Source organism: Snodgrassella sp. M0110, from assembly GCF_016101465.1.
Taxonomy (GTDB): Bacteria; Pseudomonadota; Gammaproteobacteria; order Burkholderiales; family Neisseriaceae; genus Snodgrassella; species Snodgrassella alvi.
Window position 1 is genome coordinate 167,506 of record NZ_JACFQM010000002.1, and the last position, 18,855, is coordinate 186,360.

An 18,855-nucleotide genomic window follows, 5' to 3' on the forward strand; every position below is an offset into this window, starting at 1 on the left:
TATGTTTTTAATACTTTTTTCAAACTCAACAATCTGATACAAAAGTGATTAACTCTGATGTTTAAATCATATTAAAAGAATTTGAATAAATTTTGTATAACAACATATTAATGAACTTCTGAATATTTATTCATACCGGTACTTGACAATAATTTTCTGAGACCAATATATCTGATAACTAAAATTTAAATAAAGGAAATTTTGATGAGATTCGATAAGCTTACCGCAAAGTTTCAGCAAGCTTTACAAGATGCACAAAGTCTTGCATTAGGACAGGATGCTGGTTATCTGGAAGCCGTATTTATATTGAAGGCTTTACTGAATGATAATGATAGTGGTTGTGCTGCTTTACTTACTCAGGCTGGTGCAAATGTTGCACAGGTTAAACAGCAGGTTGACTCTACTATTAATGGTTTACCCAGAGTGTCCGGTCAGGGTGGAGAAATCTTACCCAGTACTGAATTGCAGCACATTCTTAATCTGATGGATAAAGCTGCTATTAAACGTAATGATGCTTATATTGCCAGCGAGTTGTTTTTGCTTGGCGCTATTCAGGAAAACGGACAATGCGGACGTATTCTTAAACAGGCTGGTGTTACAGAAGATAAATTGAATTCGGCGATAGATGCCGTTCGCGGAGGCGCAAGTGTGGATAATCCTAACGCAGAAGATCAACGTGAAGCATTGAAAAAATATACAACCGACCTGACTGAAAAAGCACGTTCGGGTAAGCTGGATCCCGTAATCGGGCGAGATGATGAAATTCGGCGCACTATTCTGGTGCTTGAACGGCGTACTAAAAACAACCCTGTACTTATTGGTGAACCAGGTGTAGGTAAAACTGCTATTGTTGAAGGTTTGGCTCAACGAATTGTGAATAATGAAGTTCCGGATTCTTTGCGAAATAAGCGTTTGCTTTTGCTGGATCTGGCTAGTTTGATTGCCGGTGCAAAATTCCGGGGTGAATTTGAAGAACGTCTGAAAGCAGTACTTAATGATCTGGCTAAAGACGAAGGCAATACCATTATTTTTATTGATGAAATACATACACTGGTAGGAGCCGGTAAAGCCGATGGTGCTATGGATGCAGGTAATATGCTCAAGCCGGCTCTTGCGCGGGGTGAATTGCATTGCATCGGTGCGACAACATTGGATGAATATCGTCAATATATTGAGAAAGACCCTGCTCTGGAACGCCGTTTCCAGAAAGTACTGGTAAAAGAACCAACAGTTGAAGATACCATTGCCATTTTACGTGGCTTACAGGAACGCTATGAAATCTATCATGGCGTTGAAATCACTGATCCGGCAATTGTAGCTGCTGCTGAATTATCTAATCGTTATATTACCGACCGTTTCTTACCAGATAAAGCCATTGACCTGATTGATGAGGCTGCATCATTAATTAAAGTTGAAAGCCAGTCTATGCCTGAAAGTATGGACAAACTTAAACGCCGTGAAATACAGCTGGAAATTGAACGCGCATCTCTGGTGAAAGAAGATGATGAAGCCAGCAAAAAACGTCTGGCACTGCTAGATGAAGAGCTGGATAATGTTAAGCGTGAGTTTGCCGATCTGGATGAAATCTGGAAAGCGGAACGAGCTAAAGCTCAAGGCAGTGTTACAATTAAAGAGCAGATTGATCAACTAAAAGTTAAGATGGATGCGCTTAAGCGTAATGGTAAATGGGAAGAAGTGGCCAAGCTCCAGTATGAAGAATTACCCCGGCTTGAATCCCAGTTACAGGCTGCTGACAACGGGCAACAGAATAATCAGCCTAACAAGCTGTTACGCACTAAAGTAGGCTCAGAAGAAATTGCCGAAATTGTTTCGCGCATGACCGGTATTCCGGTATCCAAAATGATGGCTGGTGAACGGGAAAAACTATTGAGAATTGAAGAGGTATTGCATGAACGTGTAGTGGGACAGGATGAAGCTGTACGTGCTGTAGCAGATGCAATCCGCCGCTCACGCTCCGGTTTATCAGACCCGAATAAACCATATGGCAGCTTTTTGTTCCTCGGCCCCACCGGTGTAGGTAAAACAGAGTTGTGTAAAACTCTGGCAAGCTTTTTGTTTGATAGCGAAACCCATCTGATTCGCGTAGATATGTCGGAATATATGGAAAAACATTCCGTTGCGCGTTTGATTGGTGCGCCTCCCGGCTATGTTGGTTATGAAGAAGGTGGTTTTTTGACTGAGCAGGTACGCCGCAATCCTTATAGTGTGGTTTTGCTGGATGAAGTTGAAAAAGCTCATCCGGATGTATTCAATATTTTGTTACAAGTTTTGGATGATGGTCGTTTAACTGACGGTCAGGGACGTACAGTTGATTTCAAAAATACGGTTATCGTTATGACTTCCAATATTGGCAGTCAGGAAATCCAGAAAATGGAAAGCGATGATTATGCTGCGATTAAGGCAGTAGTAATGGATGAAGTTAAACAATACTTCCGCCCTGAACTAATTAACCGTATTGATGAAGTTGTTGTATTCCATAGTCTTAACCAATCCAATATTCGTGCTATCGCTAATATCCAGCTTGCCGGTCTGCGTCAGCGTCTGGAAAAAATGGATTTACATTTACAGGTTGATGATGCCGCTTTGGATGTACTGGCTAAGGTGGGATTTGATCCGGTCTATGGCGCACGTCCTCTGAAACGGGCCATTCAGACTGAAATCGAAAATCCACTGGCTAAAGAATTACTGGCTGGAGACTATGCTCCTAACAGTACAATTATGTTAACGGCTCAGGATGGTATTTTGACTTTTGCCTGATTATCAATTGAGAAACCTGCTGTAAAGCAGGTTTCTTTTTAATTTCAAATCAGCTTTATATTTTTATTTTATATAATTAATAAACCAAAATCATTGAAATTATCACTTTAATTATTGGTGGCATTTATGGCTTCTAAGATACCTGATAATAATTTAAATGATATACAGAATATTTTATGAAAATGATAAATAAAACGTTTAAAACTACTTTATTAACTCTGTGTTTAACTACTAGTTTTAACATTCATGCAGCAACTACGCCAAATAGCTGTAAATCATTAGGTCTCAACAATTGCCCTGCCCCATTGGACAAAAAATTACCGGATGTCAAAAACATGTTAAGCTGGAATCAGCAACAACGGGCAATTGGTTTTCGTAATGACTATCGCTCTTATCCCGGTGATGTTTTTCACGCTGCTCATGGCCTGCCACTGCCCAGAGCACCTCAAAATCTGTCTAATGTAAATTATCAGATTCATGGTCAGTCATATCTGCTAAAAGATTATTTAAAGCGAAATAATGTAACTGGAATGATGGTAATTAAAGATGGCAAAGTAGTATGGGATTATTACGCCAATGGTAATAATCCTACTACACTTTGGACATCACGCTCAGTGGGTAAATCGGTGGTTTCTACACTTGTAGGTATTGCTCTTAAAGAAGGTAAAATCCAATCGCTGAATGATGAGATAGTGAAATATAATCCTGATGTGCGGGGAACAGCATGGGAGCACGTGACAATTCGTCAACTGCTTCAGCATACTTCTGGTGTGAACTGGAACGAAGATTACACTGATCCGAAATCAGATTTTTCACAACTTACTCAATGTGAGGCCAATCCTGATACTTATACGTGCGTTAACAGTCTGGTAAAAGCACCCGGCCGCAAATCATATGCTAAGCCCGGTAAAGCATGGTCTTATTCATCCGGTGGTGCATGGCTGCTAGGAGACACACTGGAAAAAGCAACTGGTGAAAGTATTGCCCGCTATCTACAGAATAAAATATGGCAACCATTCGGTATGAGCAAAGATGGTGTGTGGCACAGTTATACTGTGGGACAACATGATGTGGGTGCACACGGATTTAATGCTACGCTTGAAGACTGGGGTAAAATTGGCCTCTTCGTAATGAATAATGGTACGCTGCCAGATGGCAGGCAGATTTTACCTAAAAACTGGGTTAAAGATTCCCGTAACTGGAATCAGGCGAAAAATTCAGTCAGCAAACTGCATCCGGAAGGAAGTTATGGCTATGAATGGTGGAATAATAGTGTACCGGCTACTGTAAATGATGTTTCTCCAAAAACAGGGCTGAACAGTCAGGACAGCATGTGGGCTTTAGGAATTTACGGACAGATTATTATGGTTAATCAGAAACAAAAGCTGGTTATTGTGCAATGGTCTACTTGGCCTAAAGCTGAGCCCTCTTTTCTGGAACAGCCACTGGAAGCATCTTTAATGTTTAATGCAATTGCTAACAGACTTGCATCATAACTGTTATTATTTAGCCTGACACAAATCTGTGCACCAGTTTACTGCCAAACAGTTTCTGGTGCTTTTTAACATATAGGTTGATTCACAAGATTTTATTATGGCACAGGAAATTGAACGTAAATTTCTGGTAGTAGGCAATGCGTGGCGGAATCTGGCATCAGCTAAGCATCTTTGTCAGGGCTATTTATCGACGGTTAAAGAACGAACCGTACGTATCCGAGTTTGTGACGATAAGGCATGGCTAACGATTAAAAGCACAAATCGTGGCATTACTCGTACTGAATTTGAATATTCAATTCCGGTTGCAGATGCCAGACACATGCTCACTCATATGGCAGAGCAGCCAATAATTGAAAAATATCGTTACCGCATACCTTTAAATGGACTTATCTGGGAAATTGATGAATTTTTAGGTGTGAATCAAGGCCTGATTGTGGCTGAAGTTGAATTAAACCACACTGATGAGCATATTATTTTTCCTGACTGGATAGGACAGGAAGTATCGGATGACCCCAGATATTACAATAATAATCTGGTCAGAAAGCCTTTTACATCGTGGCATAATTCTTAATTTGCAGACTTCTGAACAATCTAACCAGATATATCACAGTTAATCTACGCTTCACCTAATAATTGTTCGCGTGTCAGCAAAAAGACAAACCCATCTCCGCCACTAGTAGGCATCCAGGTAAATGGTAATTCCGGAAATGCCTGCTCCAGTACTTCGCGATTATGCCCGATTTCAACCAGCAATACCCCTTTTGGGTTAAGATATCTGGCAGCCTGCTGAATAATCTGCCGAGTAGCATCCAAACCATCAATTCCACTTCCTAATGCCAGTTCTGGCTCATGCAGATACTCTTCTGGCAATTGTGCGACTGATTCGGCATCTACATAGGGCGGATTTGACACGATTAAATCATAAGTTGTATCAATACCGGTAAACAGGTCGGTATGAATAAGATTGATTCGATCCTCTAATCCATAGTCTTCAATATTCATACCTGCTACTTCAAGCGCATCAAGACTGATATCTACTGCATCAATCATCGCATCCGGATAAATGTCCGCCATCTGAATAGCTAGTGCACCGCTGCCCGTGCATAAATCCAGTGCTCTGTGTACCAGTTCATCATATTCAATCCATGGATGAAGCGGTGCACCTAAAAGCTCATAAATAAATGAACGCGGCACGATTACTCTTTCATCAACATAAAATTCATATGCTCCCTGCCATGCCTGATGGGTAAGATAAGCCACTGGTATGCGTTCACTGGTACGGCGTTGAACAAGCTGTAGCAGCAGTGACTTTTCTGTGTCGAGCAAACGGGCATCAAGAAACGGCTCTAATGTGTCCAGTGGCAAATGTAAGGTATGTAAAATCAGGTAGGCAGCTTCATCATAGGCATTATCATTTCCATGACCAAAAAATAATTCTGCCTCTTGAAACTGACTCACAGTAAAGCGTAAAAAATCACGTACAGTATGCAGTTGCTGCGCTGCTGCTTCAAATACAGACATGTATTACTCCGGCAATAAAACAAGTGTGAATTATAACAGTTAAAAAGTTATCTAAAATAACCGGCCAAAGCCAGCTGTTAATAATGCGGTAACAGACTACGATTATCCGGATGTCTGATAAGCGGTTTAAGCAAGCGACGAAAATCTACCAGAGAGTGCTGATACCGTTTATCACCGCTCAATGCCAGAAAATAATGCTGTACTATATTCGCCTGTTGCTCCATATTCAGCTGATTAAGGCTGATAACTGTTTCTGGGGGCGGATACCGGTAGGCACGAGCCTGATAGTAGCCTGCTTTAAGTGCAAGACAGACTCCGGCAAATAAAATTGGAAAACCATGCTGGCTTTGCCAGACATGCATAAGCTCATGCATCAGCCAGCCTTGCATGCTCAAATCCGACTGAGTAAAATCATCAACATAATATGCCGCCGGAAAAATAATATGATTTCCGCATGTTATGGCAGCATGCGGATGTACTAGCCACCATGCATCACGTACTATCTGTACTTTTGTCCAGTCTGCTGCATTACCCAGAAACTTTCTAACCAACCTTAACTCGTTATCCGTTAATGATCTTTGCATGTCTTTATTTCTAGTTGATGGTTGTATGTCTGCGGGCAAACCACTGCCAGCCATTCCAAACCACAATGTATCCGAGAGCTGCGAGTATCATACCCAATACCGGCATACCCAAAAGTAAAGGCTTACCAAACTGAATCAGCCATTGCCATAATTCAGTCCCGAGATGACCTAATTTAAACTCTGGCAATTCAGGCATGGCTTTACCCCACTGACCATATAATAAACCCTCACCAATCTGATATGCACAGTAATATAAAGGTATATAAATTAGTGGATTCGTATACAGCGTAGTTAAAAGTGCCACGGGTAAGTGTGTGCGTATCAAATAGGCCACTATGAGCGGTAGGCATCTGGGTAGGTCCGGGCATGGGACCACAAAACATGCCAACAGCTACAGCAGAGGCAGCACTTTCTCAATAGAGCTGCCAGTTATATGACCGGTCAAAACAGCGCGCAAATGGTTTAAACCATGAAGAAGTAAATAATGATGCCTGTGTTGGCATTTTTTGCCGCATATACTGAATCCATTTGGTCAGACTACTGTTTATCGTCTCGGCATGACAAAATTCAAAAAATAACCAATACAAATAATCATAATGAATTAAATATAATCAATTCATTAATTACAGATAAAACAATAACAATTCGATTATTTATAATAACTAAAAATCCGAATTCAGTTTAACCTGATTATCTGTTTATTTTTGCCTTTATTTTTAAGCAAAATGTTTAAGACAAGTAATTAATCACAAATTATTCCTGTTCAAATCTACGATGTTTCTTTTTAACCAGCACGTATACTGCACCATCATTACGTTCATTTGGCTGGGCATAAGCCAGCACTTCAGGGTGTGCCATTAACCAGCGGCGTACAAGCGTTTTCAATACAGGCTGATAATCTTTTGATCCTAGTCCGCTGCCATGGACTATTTCACCAACTACACCGTATTGCTGAATATAATCTATAAATTCATTCAATACTTCCTGGGTTTCATCCTGACGATAGCCATGTAAATCTACATAAGCCACAATTGGCCATTGCTTCGCCTGCAAGCGTTTAATATCAGCCTTACCACGACCATTTTTACTAAAAACTGCCGGAGCCGTATTATCCTGACTTTCACCTATATAAAAATAGCTGGTAACGTCGTTAATTAATTCTTTCTGCTGTACTCGCAGCTTGATCGGGCTGGTATCACGCGGATGCTGAAACTGATTTCTTGCCTTTAATGGCGTAATATCTTTTCCGATCGCTTCAGCAAAATTAACATCCGTCTGGCGCTTTTGTACTTCTTTTGCCTGCTGCTCTTCTGCCAGACGTTTCGCTTTAGCCTGTTTACCCAGTTGCTGCAATTGATCCTGAAATGAGTTTTTAACCATTTGTATAATCATTCATATATAAATCCTATTACCATGATTTTAACAGAGCAATAATTTAAGAGTTAAGCTTGACGTTTATTAACTTTCTTTCAAACGGATATAGGATTCAAGTTCATTTTCAGTTATTCTAACGCTGTATTGAATATATTCATTCAGGAATGGATTTTATGGCAGCAAATAATGTGTCTTCACACTCAGATAAAGAAACTGATGTCATTATCGTCGGAGCCGGACCTGCTGGTTTAAGTCTGGCACGCGCTTTAGCTCCATCAGGACTTTCAATTACTGTAGTTGAAAAACAGGAAATGGCTGTAGTAGCGCACCCGCCTTTTGATGGCAGGGAAATTGCTCTGACACATTATTCAAAGGAATTAATGCAGCAGTTGGATATGTGGGACAAAGTTGCACCAGATGAAATTTATCCTTTGCGTGATGCTAAAGTAATTAACGGCTATTCTAACTATCAGCTCCATTTTGAACAGCCAACTATGGCTCGCGGCAAACCGGCCAATACACTGGGTTTTTTAATCAGTAATCATAATATCCGGCGTGCTGCATACGAAGCAGTCAAGGCCTTTAATAATGTAAATATAATTACTGGCCATAGTATTATTGATGTAAAAAATGAACATGCAAATCAAATTGAAGCCAAGCTGGATGATGGCCGGCTAATCAATGGGAAACTACTTGTTGCTGCCGATAGCCGTTTTTCCAATACACGCCGCCAGTTGGGAGTTTCTGCCCAGATTCACGATTTCGGGCGTACAGTAATTGTTTTCCGGATGCAGCATACATTGAGTAACCAGCATACTGCGCTGGAATGTTTCCATTACGGGCGTACTCTTGCTTTGCTGCCACTTGAAGAAAATCTCACTAATTGTGTTGTTACTATTAATAATGAACATGCAGGTGACATTCTGGCCATGTCTCCCGCTGAGTTGGCCGCAGATATTACCCAACAGCTCAAAGGTAAACTAGGTGAGATGCATTTGGTTAGCACTGTTCATCATTACCCGCTTGTCGGCGTCCATGCCAATGCATTTTATGCTCAGCGCAGTGCTCTGATTGGAGATGTGGCAGTTGGTATGCATCCAGTAACAGCTCATGGTTTTAATCTTGGACTAAGCGGAGTAGGCATATTATCGAAACTGATTAACGAAGCCGTATCTAAAGGAAAAGATATTGGAAGTCAGACTTTACTGGCTCAATACCAGAGACAGCATATGCCTCATACCCGGATTCTGTATCACGGAACTAACGCTATGGTGTCTTTATTTACTAACGACAGCCACCCTGCCCGACTGATGCGCTCATTGGTATTGCGTATAAGCAATAATCTGCCTCCGGTGAAAAAACTGATTAGTAAACAGTTAACCGGATAATCCTTTCATGCCACCAATAAAATAGCTGCTAACTATATATGTGTTAGCAGCTATTTTTTATCAAAACTTTTCTGCTTAAATCAGACCGTTATTAATTTGTTGCAATAGCTCAATCGGGTTTTTACTTTGCGTTACCGGTCTGCCCATTACCAGATAGCTGCTGCCTGCTGCTAAAGCTGCTTTTGGAGTCATAATGCGCCGCTGATCATCTGTAATTGAATTTTGTAATCGGATACCGGGCGTAATCAGTAAAAAATCCTGCCCGAGCTGTCTGCGTAATAAAGATGCTTCCTGAGCAGAACAAACCACGCCATCAAGACCGGATTGCCGGGTTAATTCAGCCAGACGAATAACTGCTTCATCTATAGATGAGTTTATACCGATTTCTACCAGTTCATTCTGAGTCATACTGGTTAATACCGTTACTGCAATTAATAATGGCGGCTGGCTGCAATTACTAACAGCTTCAGCAGCAGCTTCCATCATTCTTCGACCACCCGATGCATGCATATCTACCATCCACACTCCCATATCAGCAGCCACTTTACAGGCAGATGCTACGGTATTGGGAATATCATGGTATTTTAAATCAAGAAAAATCCGATAGCCTTGTAATACAAGCTGCTCAACCAGATAGCGGCCAGTAGCAGTAAATAGTTCTTTACCTATTTTAAGCTGGCACAAATCCGGGTCCAACTGACGAACAAAATCCAGCGTTGTTTCAGCATTGGCAAAATCCAGTGCCACAATTACTGGTTTGGTTGTCCGGTTTATCATAGTAGTATCAAGCATTAATGGATTCATATTCTGGCAATTATTTTTCAATATTGGCTTTAACAATGCATATATCGATTGCTAAAGGATCTCTGAACGAAATATTCAAATATGATATTAAACTCTAATTTTAATATCATTTTATTTTTGATATTCAATTATGTGAATTCAAAAAATCTTCTTAACTGATCCCGGGCAAAATTTTTATAAAACAGAGTAAATAGTTTAGCAATTAATAAAATTACTCAGCTGCTATACATCAATACGATTGGGGGTAAATGTTTCCCATTTATTACAGGCCGGGCAATGCCAGAAGTAAACTTGAGATTTAAAATGACAATGGCGACAGCGATACATCACAGATTTTTGCATCTGCATGCCTACTACTGAACGCATCATATCAACTTCAGCTTTCCATTTCGGAGCAATATTATTTTGTAAAACTCCGAGCAAACGATAAGTCCCGGTCAGAGTAGGTTTACGTCTCACCAGATCAATAACGATTTCTGTAGCCCTGTCATCACCATATACAGGAATGGATTTTTCATAAATTACACCAGATAAATCCAGCTGCGGAAACGTCTGAGCAAAACCAATCAGAACTTCCAGACCGTCTGCTGCTTTATTCATACCATCATAGGCATCATATAAACGTTCACCCACCAGACTGAGGTATTCATAATTCTGTTTTTCAATAGCACTATAAGCATCTACAGCAGCCTGAAAATTTTGCTGTTTCAGTTCTACATCGCCAAGGATCATGTTAGCCCGGCTGCATTTTCGGTTTACAGCCAAAGCCTGAAAAATATATTCACGTGCTTTATTGTACTCAGACTGATACAAAGCCAATTGAGCTAGCTCACAATAAAACTGAGCAATTTCAAATTGATAAGTCTGATCTCCGGTACTGAGCTCTTCTGCCAGCTTAATGGCTTTTTCCCAGTCCCGATCCTGCTGATAAATATTAAGCAATATCTGCCGTGCCTGTCTGGCTTTACTGCCATTAAGCAAACCAACCAGAATCTGCTCAGCACGGTCTACCAAACCGGCGGCCTGATAATCCTGTCCAAGCTCGAAAGCAACGATATCACGACGTTCTGCAATAGTTTCCGGCAACTCCAGTAATTTCTGATGCAGAGCAATGGCCTTATCATTTTCACCACGCTGACGGTACAACTTCCCTAATGTCAGATGCAGTTCATACGTGCTTTGACGGGCATCATTTTGCTGGTCGACAACTTCAGCCAGTTCGCGCACTGCTACTGCACTTTTGTTCTCAGCCAGAGCATCCAGACTTTTATAAAATCCTTCCGGAATGGATTTCGCCTGCTTGAGCACTGCCCGCATATCTACCCGGGCAGCAAACCAGCCCATAGCAAAAAATACAGGTAACAAAACAACCGGCGCCAGCCACATCCAGAAATCATTACTATCCATATTAATTATTTACTTTCTTCTGATCAGAATTATCGGATTGTGGCTGAGTGGCAGTAACGGCAAGATTTTCAGTACGTACAGCCTGAGCGGCTGCCTTAATTTGTTTATCAAGCTTAGCCTGTAACTGATTGACCTGACTGCGCAGACGTAATAATCGCCCAAACATGGCAAACACACCAAACACAGCACCAATAATAAAAAATATCATTAACAGGACAATTAATGGCAAATTGACAATTTGTCCGGGTAAATAATTGAATGCAATCATTTGTGTATTGCTTACAGCAAGCAGCAACAATATCAGCAACACCGCTATTTTTATTAATGCATAAATAATTTTCATACTTATTCACCTTACACTGTACTGTTTTCTGAATATTCAATCATACGTCAAATACAAGCCGGATTATTGAGGAAGCAACACAGTTTAAACGATTTCACGCCTTTTTAGCAAAAACTGCCCCCTGCTTTCAGCATTGGCAAGCAAAACTGGCAGTGATAATATTTACTTTTACATAAAGTAACAGCAGCTATTGGCTAAAGATAAGACCAACAGCTGTTGTTACCATTATTTTTTGTACTGCCTAGTCATCAATCCTGCCTTGCTCTATCCATTGCAACACAGGGTTCCGGCCACCGCAGCTTAATGTCTTATTTTGGAGAAGTTTTATTATGTCTATGGCCGACCAAGACGGTTTTATCTGGTTTAATGGTAATCTTGTTGAGTGGAGAAAAGCTCAAACTCATGTTTTAACTCATACATTGCATTATGGTATGGGGGTTTTCGAAGGCGTACGTGCTTATGAAACGCAAAACGGAACAGCTATTTTTCGTTTACAGGATCATACTAAACGTCTGTTTAACTCCGCTAAAATTACTGGCATGCATCTGCCATTCACAATGGAAGAAATCAATCAGGCTCACATTGAAGTAGTTAAAGCCAACAAACTGGCTTCCTGCTATTTTCGACCTATGGCTTTTTATGGTTCAAACAAACTGGGTGTAGCTCCAGATCAAAATGATGTACAGGTAATTGTGGCTGCCTGGCCATGGGGAGCCTATCTTGGCGAAGAAGGTATACAAAAGGGTATTCGCGTGCAAATTAGCTCGTTCACCCGTCATCACCCCAATATCACCATGATTAAAGCTAAAGCCAATGGCAACTACATGAATTCTATTATGGCTAATACCGAAGCTACCCGTAATGGCTATGATGAAGCCATTATGCTGGATTCAAACGGTTTTGTTGCTGAAGGATCCGGGGAAAACATATTTATCGTCAATGATGGCAAACTTTACACACCGGCCCTGGATGCAGCTTTAGATGGGATTACCCGGCGTACAGTAATGGCTATCGCAGCTGATATGAATTTAACCGTTACTGAAAAGCATATTACCCGTGATGAAGTTTATTGCGCAGACGAAGTATTCTTTACAGGCACGGCAGCTGAAGTCACACCTATCCGTGAAGTTGACGGTCGCGTAATTGGCTGTGGCTCTCGCGGTACATTGACTACAGAGATTCAGCAGCGATATTTTGACATTGTTCATGGCAAAAATACCAAATATGAATCCTGGCTGACTTATATCATTTAATTATCTGAATAAAAGACCTGATTACAACATTATTTGCTGTAATCAGGTCTGTTTTGTATGATTAGCTCTCAGCTCAACCAAGGGAAATAATTATGAGTAATACTGCCCAATCAGTTACAACCATTACCCCACATGATTTGCCATTGATATGTACCGGCCCGGAACATGAAACCTGGAATGGTCACCCTCGTGTGTTTTTACCCATTCAATCTAATAGTAGTATTGAGTGTCCCTATTGTGGCAAACAATATCATCTGGAAGGTATTGCTGACAATCATCACTAACTTTGTTCAGGCGTATACATAACCAATAACTACTCTATTAAATCGAAATTGGAGAATTTAATTCTTTTTTGATATTGTGGTACAGTTACCTCCATTTATCCTACTTAGTATTGCCCAAATAATAAGGAAATGTCATGAGCGAACTCACACACAGCCGATTAATTATCCTTGGTTCCGGACCAGCCGGTTATACAGCTGCGGTTTATGCAGCTCGTGCAGGTTTGAAACCTACACTGATTACCGGTATGGCACAGGGTGGTCAGTTGATGACAACAACTGAAGTAGATAACTGGCCGGCTGATGTCAATGGTGTGCAAGGTCCTGAATTGATGCAGCGCTTTCTGGAACATGCCGAACGCTTTGGTACCAATATGATTTTTGACCATATCAATCAGGTGGATTTACAACATCGCCCGTTTACTCTTATTGGTGATATGGGAAGTTACAGCTGTGATGCATTAATCATTGCAACAGGTGCTTCTGCCAAGTACTTGGGATTACCCAGTGAAGAAACTTTTGCCGGCAGAGGCGTTTCTGCGTGTGCCACCTGTGACGGCTTTTTCTACAAAGATCAGGATATAGCTGTTGTCGGCGGCGGTAATACAGCGATTGAAGAAGCTTTGTATCTGGCAAATATCGCACGTACCGTTACCCTGATACATCGCCGTGACAACTTTCGTGCTGAAAAAATCATGATTGACAGATTACTGGAGCGGGTAAAAGAAGGCAAAATCATTCTTAAACTTAATGCTACAGTTGATGAAATTCTTGGTGATGATAAAGGAGTAAACTCAGTACGCATCAATCATGCCGATAATGAAAGTGAAATTCTGGCAGTAACCGGCATATTCATTGCTATTGGCCATCAACCCAACACCGAAATTTTTAAAGGTCAGCTGGATATGGATGCAACAGGTTATCTCATTACCAAAGGTGGTAATGATGGCAACGTCGGCGCAACAAATATTCCTGGCGTATTTGCCGCAGGAGATGTGAAAGACCACATATACCGTCAGGCTATTACCAGCGCGGCATCAGGCTGTCAGGCTGCACTGGATGCAGACCATTATTTATCCGGATTAACTGAATAATTTTTAGTTATATTTAGTTATATATTGACCGGCTGAATGTCATCACATCAGCCGGTTTTAAAGTTTCTACTCTAGCGCTATATTTCGCGTAAAAGTAAATATTAGTTATAATGCGACCTTTAAGCTAAACACAAATCACGTTCAAGGATAATAATTATGGGCTTTTTGCAAGGCAAAAAAATCCTCATCACCGGTATGATTTCTGAACGCTCTATTGCCTATGGCATTGCCAAAGCCTGTCGTGAACAGGGAGCAGAACTGGCTTTCACCTATGTTGTAGACAAACTAGAAGACCGGGTACGCAAAATGGCTGCCGAACTGGGTTCAGAACTGGTATATCGCTGTGATGTACAAAGTGATGATGAAATCAGCCAGTTGTTTTCTGATTTGGGGAAGAGCTGGTCACAACTTGATGGTCTAGTACATGCTATTGCTTTTGCACCAAAAGAAGCCTTAAACGGGGATTTTCTGGATAGTATTACACGCGAAGCATTTATGACGGCTCATGAAGTGTCTGCTTATAGCTTGCCTGCACTGGCTAAAGCTGCCCGTCCGTTAATGAGTGGCCATAACAGCTCTATTCTTGCTCTGACCTATCTAGGTGCAGTACGTGCCATACCTAACTATAATGTAATGGGCATGGCTAAAGCATCATTAGAAGCGGGTATCCGCTTCACAGCAGCCTGCCTCGGGGAGGAAGGAATTCGATGCAATGGTATTTCAGCAGGTCCGATTAAAACACTTGCTGCTTCAGGCATTGCAAACTTCAGTCGTTTACTAGCTCATGTGTCCGCACAAAATCCAATTCGTCGTAATATCACTATTGATGAAGTTGGTAACACTGCTGCTTTCTTGTTATCTGATCTGGCTTCAGGAATCACTGGTGAAATCACATATGTTGATGGCGGTTACAGTATTAATGCTCTGGGCGTACCGGAAGATCTGGTAAGTACTCATAATAGCTAAACTGCAAATAAATTTTAGTAGTATAAATAGTGTCTTTAAGTCAGAAAAGTCAAATCCAAATAGATTTGACTTTTTTATTAATATTCCAATAGATGTTATCTATAGATATATACTCTTCTTTTTATTAACTATTTCATAGCCATTTTAACTCAAAATTTTATATAATAAAAATTACATATCAATTCAAAAATTTAATTTTCAATTTTCCCTAAAATGTATGATTTCTTCGCTAAATTTGATTTTTTGGCATAAGTTATTTCTCAGATGATGTTGGGTGTCAGCATTACACATTTTATTAATCTAAAACTAAAATCCTGGTTTTTATATACATAAAGACCATTATTCTTAAAGAAGAGCTTAGTAAATTAGCTTAATTATTGAAGATTTCAACCGCCAATAAACTGTACGATACTTCGATCCTTTATTATATTTTTTAAAAACGCTGAACCAATCTTTTATTTTATGAATTTTAAATAATTCAGGTTGTTTCCAGAAGGCCATTAATAATGTTCCCTGATCATCATCACAAATATTTTGACGCAGATATTTTTTTTGCAAACTCGTAGTAAGTAAGTAGAATTGTCTCCACAATTTTACAGAACCTACCATCACCCCTCCAATAAAGTATGCGTCATTATGTAATGCTTTTTGAAGCATTACATCTTCATTTTTCATTTCTAACGATTTTTTAAATGAAAATAGATGTATAAAATTATTTTCAAACGGATGATTCCACATAGTAGCACCATTAAGCACTGAATGCCGACGACAATAACCAAAATCAACCCATGCAAGAATATCATCTATAGCTTTAGGTATAATTTTCTGTACTTGATTCATAAAGTGATACTTTAAATTCATTAATACTACTTAGTTATATCTATTTTTACTAGTTCATTTTTTGAATTATATTTAGTAGTTCCGGATATATTTTCAGAAACTAAAATATATCCTGTGTTTTTCTCTTTTACATGATCCACTATAGTACCATCGTTCGTATTAGATAAACCACTTAAATCCGATTCCAGTATTATTCAATCACTATGACTTAACATTTAATCTGTTGTATCGAAATATGTGCGATTTTTTATATTAATTCGCACCATTGCTAGAAGTTTGCTTTCTATTATATATAGTATATAACTAAAAAAATTATTAAAATAATTATGAGAATTACCTATATTAAAAACACTAAATATTTAATATTACTTCATACCTTCATACTCCCAATAAAAAATATTAGCTAAACTGTCATAAGCTTGTTGTCCTTCATCAGGATTAATACAGGCAAGTTTTTCACCTATTGCATTTCTAATTTGATTCCAATCATATTGTTCTATTAATAATATTTTATATAAATTTCCTTTTTCAATTCTTTCTTTGTTTAAATTAAGTATACCTTTACACAGATAGCCATAATCGACAATCAGATACAGCACATCTTGTGCTGATATGGATTGATATCTTTGGAACTTGTCTTCAGTATCTGACGCAAAAAATCTACAAAACGTGAGTACAATAAAGTACTCTAGCTCAATGACAGGTAAAGCTAAAAACGCCTTACAAAAATGTGATAAATTTCTTGGGCTGGAGTCTTATTTAATTGAACAACCTAGAACAGGTATATTCAACACTGATAGAATATTGTCGGCTAATGGAAAAGAAGATATGTTACAGTGAGTATGAAATGAATAATAAGTTACCTGAATATCACTATCATAAAGAAACATAAACTTATGATCTTGTAATTAAAGTTGTGAAAAATGCTGATAATACGATGATTAGGGTGCCATTACAAAAATGAAAATTATTTTAAAAACAAATTTAAATGATAATATCGTAGAATTTGAATCGAATCTAGGTTATGGAGCTGCTACTTGGGAAAATAATAAACTGCCAATATTAAATAACTCTTATAATATTGAATTGGATATTGATGATTTTTTTGAATGGGAAAAAAATATTACTCTTGAAAAAAGAAGTGAATCAAGTATTCATCTTTTTGATAATAAAATTTTTTTTAGTGCAAAAGTAATATCATGTGAAGGTAATGGAGTCTGGGTTTTATCTTTTGGAAATGATATTGTTCTTATAGAAGCATCCGGCACATGTGAAATAAATAAATTCATATGTTTTTTTACCATTCCTGATAATGTCAGGCTTTATCCAATAGAGCTATAAATTAAGAATTAGACAGCTATAGCATGCCAGAAACCACATGAATAGAAAAAAATTTTCCTTTATGGAAACATAATATGATAAAACGGAAAAGTAAATACTAAATAACGTGAATGAATGTTCATTATAGTTGTGGCTTAAACCAATACAGACAAGGCAATATTGCGCGATACTATGCCACAAAATCCTAAGATATTAGAGATAATATTTAGAAAGCATAATGTGACTATACGACAATACTTTCAGGTATTATGATTTCTGATAAAGATCATTTACCCGATTGGACTGTGAAATAGATTAATTTTGTATCAGTATACGTTTGACAGATTAACTTGGATTGATCTGTAGAGATTGCTAAATGAAAATTTAAAACTTGAGAAAAGTAAAATTCTTGTTAAAATTAATGATATCAATTTTTTTTAATTTCTGTTAATTAAAAAGGTACATCTAATCTTCTCTAAAGTAGATAAGAATTAAATATTATGATAAAAAAAGACTTTGCTTATGCTATCGAGCTTCCATATTGGCAAGCTCCAAATGATGATATTGTTATTAAATCCCAAAATGATTCATTAAGTGCTTTTTTTAAAATATGGGTTTCACCGGCTAAATACTCAGTTTATACAGGTATATTTAAATTCTCTTATGTTTGGGCAATGCGTTTTGAACGAAACAAAAATTTATACTACTACATTAACAGTGAAGAAGATAATTATCGTGCATGCTATTGGATTATTCCTGATTCTTCATGGTTAGAAAAACTTAAAAAAGAACGATATTCTTTTTTTCCTGATTGGGAAAAATATGACTTGGGAGAATATTTTCACTATATCATTCAAAGTAATAAATTCTATATTGAAATAATTGCTAAAGATTTAAAAATATCTAAAAAAAAATTACATAAAATTTTTTAGAATATTTTTAAATTATCCTAGTAGTCTAAAAAATAGCTTAGAAATTTTAATACTATTGATAATTTTAGCTTAAATCTTTCATATTACTATTACTAATAAGCTTGTCGTTGAGTAATGAGATTTCAGAGACATTATTTAAATAGAAAAACCAGGCTACTCTATACTATTTTTCAGTTAGTATGATTTATATAGAGAGTAAAAAATAAATTAATCAAGCAGATAAATTTATATAAGGTTGAATGAGAATAAAATTTATGAGGCAAGTTAAAGTACAAATATTTAAATCTTTGGATTGCCTTTAAAAATGTATTAAATTATTATAAAATTAATTTAGAATAACCGGAGTGTTGCAAGAATAGGTTTTCAACAATATTGGAGAGAATTAATGAATTTAACTAATTTTCTTAGAACTGGAGTATATTTAAAACTAAAAGTTGGCTTAAAAGAAAAAAAAATATATTCCATTTTAAAAAA

19 protein-coding genes are annotated in these 18,855 nt (G+C 38.3%); 10 read left to right on the forward strand and 9 right to left on the reverse strand.

Annotation, left to right across the window (positions count from 1 at the left end; translation table 11 throughout):
• The first annotated feature begins 204 nt into the window (after window positions 1-204).
• The 3 genes from clpB to H3T84_RS03505 all read left to right on the forward strand — a co-directional run bounded on the left by clpB (window position 205) and on the right by H3T84_RS03505 (window position 4,845).
• Complete coding sequence (clpB, locus tag H3T84_RS03495; RefSeq protein WP_198217987.1) at window positions 205-2,778, forward strand: ATP-dependent chaperone ClpB; 2,574 nt, start codon at window positions 205-207, stop codon at window positions 2,776-2,778.
• 176 nt (window positions 2,779-2,954) lie between these two features.
• Window positions 2,955-4,274, forward strand: a complete 1,320-nt coding sequence (locus tag H3T84_RS03500; RefSeq protein WP_198217990.1) for a serine hydrolase — start codon at window positions 2,955-2,957, stop codon at window positions 4,272-4,274.
• 97 nt (window positions 4,275-4,371) lie between these two features.
• Window positions 4,372-4,845 carry a CYTH domain-containing protein gene (locus H3T84_RS03505; RefSeq protein ID WP_198217992.1) on the forward strand — a complete coding sequence of 158 codons (474 nt, stop codon included), beginning with the start codon at window positions 4,372-4,374 and terminating at the stop codon, window positions 4,843-4,845.
• 44 nt (window positions 4,846-4,889) lie between these two features.
• On the opposite strand, the gene prmB is transcribed toward H3T84_RS03505, so the two are convergent.
• From prmB to H3T84_RS03525, 4 genes are all read right to left on the reverse strand, one after another.
• The gene (gene prmB, locus H3T84_RS03510) at window positions 4,890-5,795 is read right to left on the reverse strand and encodes a 50S ribosomal protein L3 N(5)-glutamine methyltransferase (RefSeq protein ID WP_078475784.1); all 906 of its coding nucleotides are present in this window, start codon (window positions 5,793-5,795) and stop codon (window positions 4,890-4,892) included.
• 77 nt (window positions 5,796-5,872) lie between these two features.
• Window positions 5,873-6,379, reverse strand: coding sequence for a hypothetical protein (locus tag H3T84_RS03515; protein WP_084586806.1), 507 nt, complete (start codon window positions 6,377-6,379; stop codon window positions 5,873-5,875).
• A gap of 10 nt (window positions 6,380-6,389) precedes the next feature.
• Window positions 6,390-6,713: a DUF2062 domain-containing protein gene (locus H3T84_RS03520; protein WP_198217993.1), complete on the reverse strand. Its 324-nt coding sequence runs from the start codon at window positions 6,711-6,713 to the stop codon at window positions 6,390-6,392.
• 419 nt (window positions 6,714-7,132) lie between these two features.
• On the reverse strand, window positions 7,133-7,759 hold the full coding sequence (locus H3T84_RS03525; protein ID WP_174833486.1) for a Smr/MutS family protein: 627 nt from the start codon (window positions 7,757-7,759) through the stop codon (window positions 7,133-7,135).
• Between the two features lie 167 nt (window positions 7,760-7,926).
• Here H3T84_RS03525 and ubiM point away from each other — a divergent pair, with 167 nt between their 5' ends.
• Window positions 7,927-9,141: a 5-demethoxyubiquinol-8 5-hydroxylase UbiM gene (gene ubiM, locus H3T84_RS03530; protein ID WP_198217996.1), complete on the forward strand. Its 1,215-nt coding sequence runs from the start codon at window positions 7,927-7,929 to the stop codon at window positions 9,139-9,141.
• A 75-nt stretch (window positions 9,142-9,216) separates the two neighbouring features.
• Here the strand turns inward: ubiM and pyrF are convergent, their stop codons facing one another.
• The 3 genes from pyrF to H3T84_RS03545 form a co-directional block, all read right to left on the reverse strand.
• Entirely contained in the window at window positions 9,217-9,945 is a 729-nt protein-coding gene (pyrF, locus tag H3T84_RS03535; protein WP_198217998.1) for an orotidine-5'-phosphate decarboxylase, read from the reverse strand.
• A 222-nt stretch (window positions 9,946-10,167) separates the two neighbouring features.
• On the reverse strand, window positions 10,168-11,352 hold the full coding sequence (lapB, locus tag H3T84_RS03540) for a lipopolysaccharide assembly protein LapB (RefSeq protein WP_174833489.1): 1,185 nt from the start codon (window positions 11,350-11,352) through the stop codon (window positions 10,168-10,170).
• A 1-nt stretch (window position 11,353) separates the two neighbouring features.
• A complete protein-coding gene (locus tag H3T84_RS03545; protein ID WP_198218000.1) occupies window positions 11,354-11,695 on the reverse strand; it encodes a lipopolysaccharide assembly LapA domain-containing protein in 342 nt (113 codons plus the stop codon).
• A 329-nt stretch (window positions 11,696-12,024) separates the two neighbouring features.
• Here H3T84_RS03545 and H3T84_RS03550 point away from each other — a divergent pair, with 329 nt between their 5' ends.
• The 4 genes from H3T84_RS03550 to fabI all read left to right on the forward strand — a co-directional run bounded on the left by H3T84_RS03550 (window position 12,025) and on the right by fabI (window position 15,289).
• Window positions 12,025-12,948 carry a branched-chain amino acid transaminase gene (locus tag H3T84_RS03550; protein WP_198218002.1) on the forward strand — a complete coding sequence of 308 codons (924 nt, stop codon included), beginning with the start codon at window positions 12,025-12,027 and terminating at the stop codon, window positions 12,946-12,948.
• 92 nt (window positions 12,949-13,040) lie between these two features.
• Window positions 13,041-13,232: a zinc-finger domain-containing protein gene (locus H3T84_RS03555; RefSeq protein WP_198218004.1), complete on the forward strand. Its 192-nt coding sequence runs from the start codon at window positions 13,041-13,043 to the stop codon at window positions 13,230-13,232.
• Window positions 13,233-13,366: 134 nt separating this feature from the next.
• On the forward strand, window positions 13,367-14,323 hold the full coding sequence (gene trxB, locus H3T84_RS03560; protein ID WP_198218011.1) for a thioredoxin-disulfide reductase: 957 nt from the start codon (window positions 13,367-13,369) through the stop codon (window positions 14,321-14,323).
• A 156-nt stretch (window positions 14,324-14,479) separates the two neighbouring features.
• Complete coding sequence (fabI, locus tag H3T84_RS03565) at window positions 14,480-15,289, forward strand: enoyl-ACP reductase FabI (RefSeq protein ID WP_198218013.1); 810 nt, start codon at window positions 14,480-14,482, stop codon at window positions 15,287-15,289.
• Window positions 15,290-15,646: 357 nt separating this feature from the next.
• On the opposite strand, the gene H3T84_RS03570 is transcribed toward fabI, so the two are convergent.
• Together H3T84_RS03570 and H3T84_RS03575 are read right to left on the reverse strand one after the other, a co-directional pair.
• Complete coding sequence (locus H3T84_RS03570; protein WP_255518361.1) at window positions 15,647-16,150, reverse strand: WlaTC/HtrL family glycosyltransferase; 504 nt, start codon at window positions 16,148-16,150, stop codon at window positions 15,647-15,649.
• Window positions 16,151-16,494: 344 nt separating this feature from the next.
• Window positions 16,495-16,728, reverse strand: a complete 234-nt coding sequence (locus H3T84_RS03575) for a hypothetical protein (RefSeq protein WP_198218017.1) — start codon at window positions 16,726-16,728, stop codon at window positions 16,495-16,497.
• Between the two features lie 361 nt (window positions 16,729-17,089).
• Here H3T84_RS03575 and H3T84_RS03580 point away from each other — a divergent pair, with 361 nt between their 5' ends.
• Entirely contained in the window at window positions 17,090-17,470 is a 381-nt protein-coding gene (locus H3T84_RS03580) for a hypothetical protein (RefSeq protein WP_198218019.1), read from the forward strand.
• A gap of 479 nt (window positions 17,471-17,949) precedes the next feature.
• Entirely contained in the window at window positions 17,950-18,381 is a 432-nt protein-coding gene (locus tag H3T84_RS03585) for a hypothetical protein (protein ID WP_198218021.1), read from the forward strand.
• Window positions 18,382-18,855 lie beyond the last annotated feature (474 nt).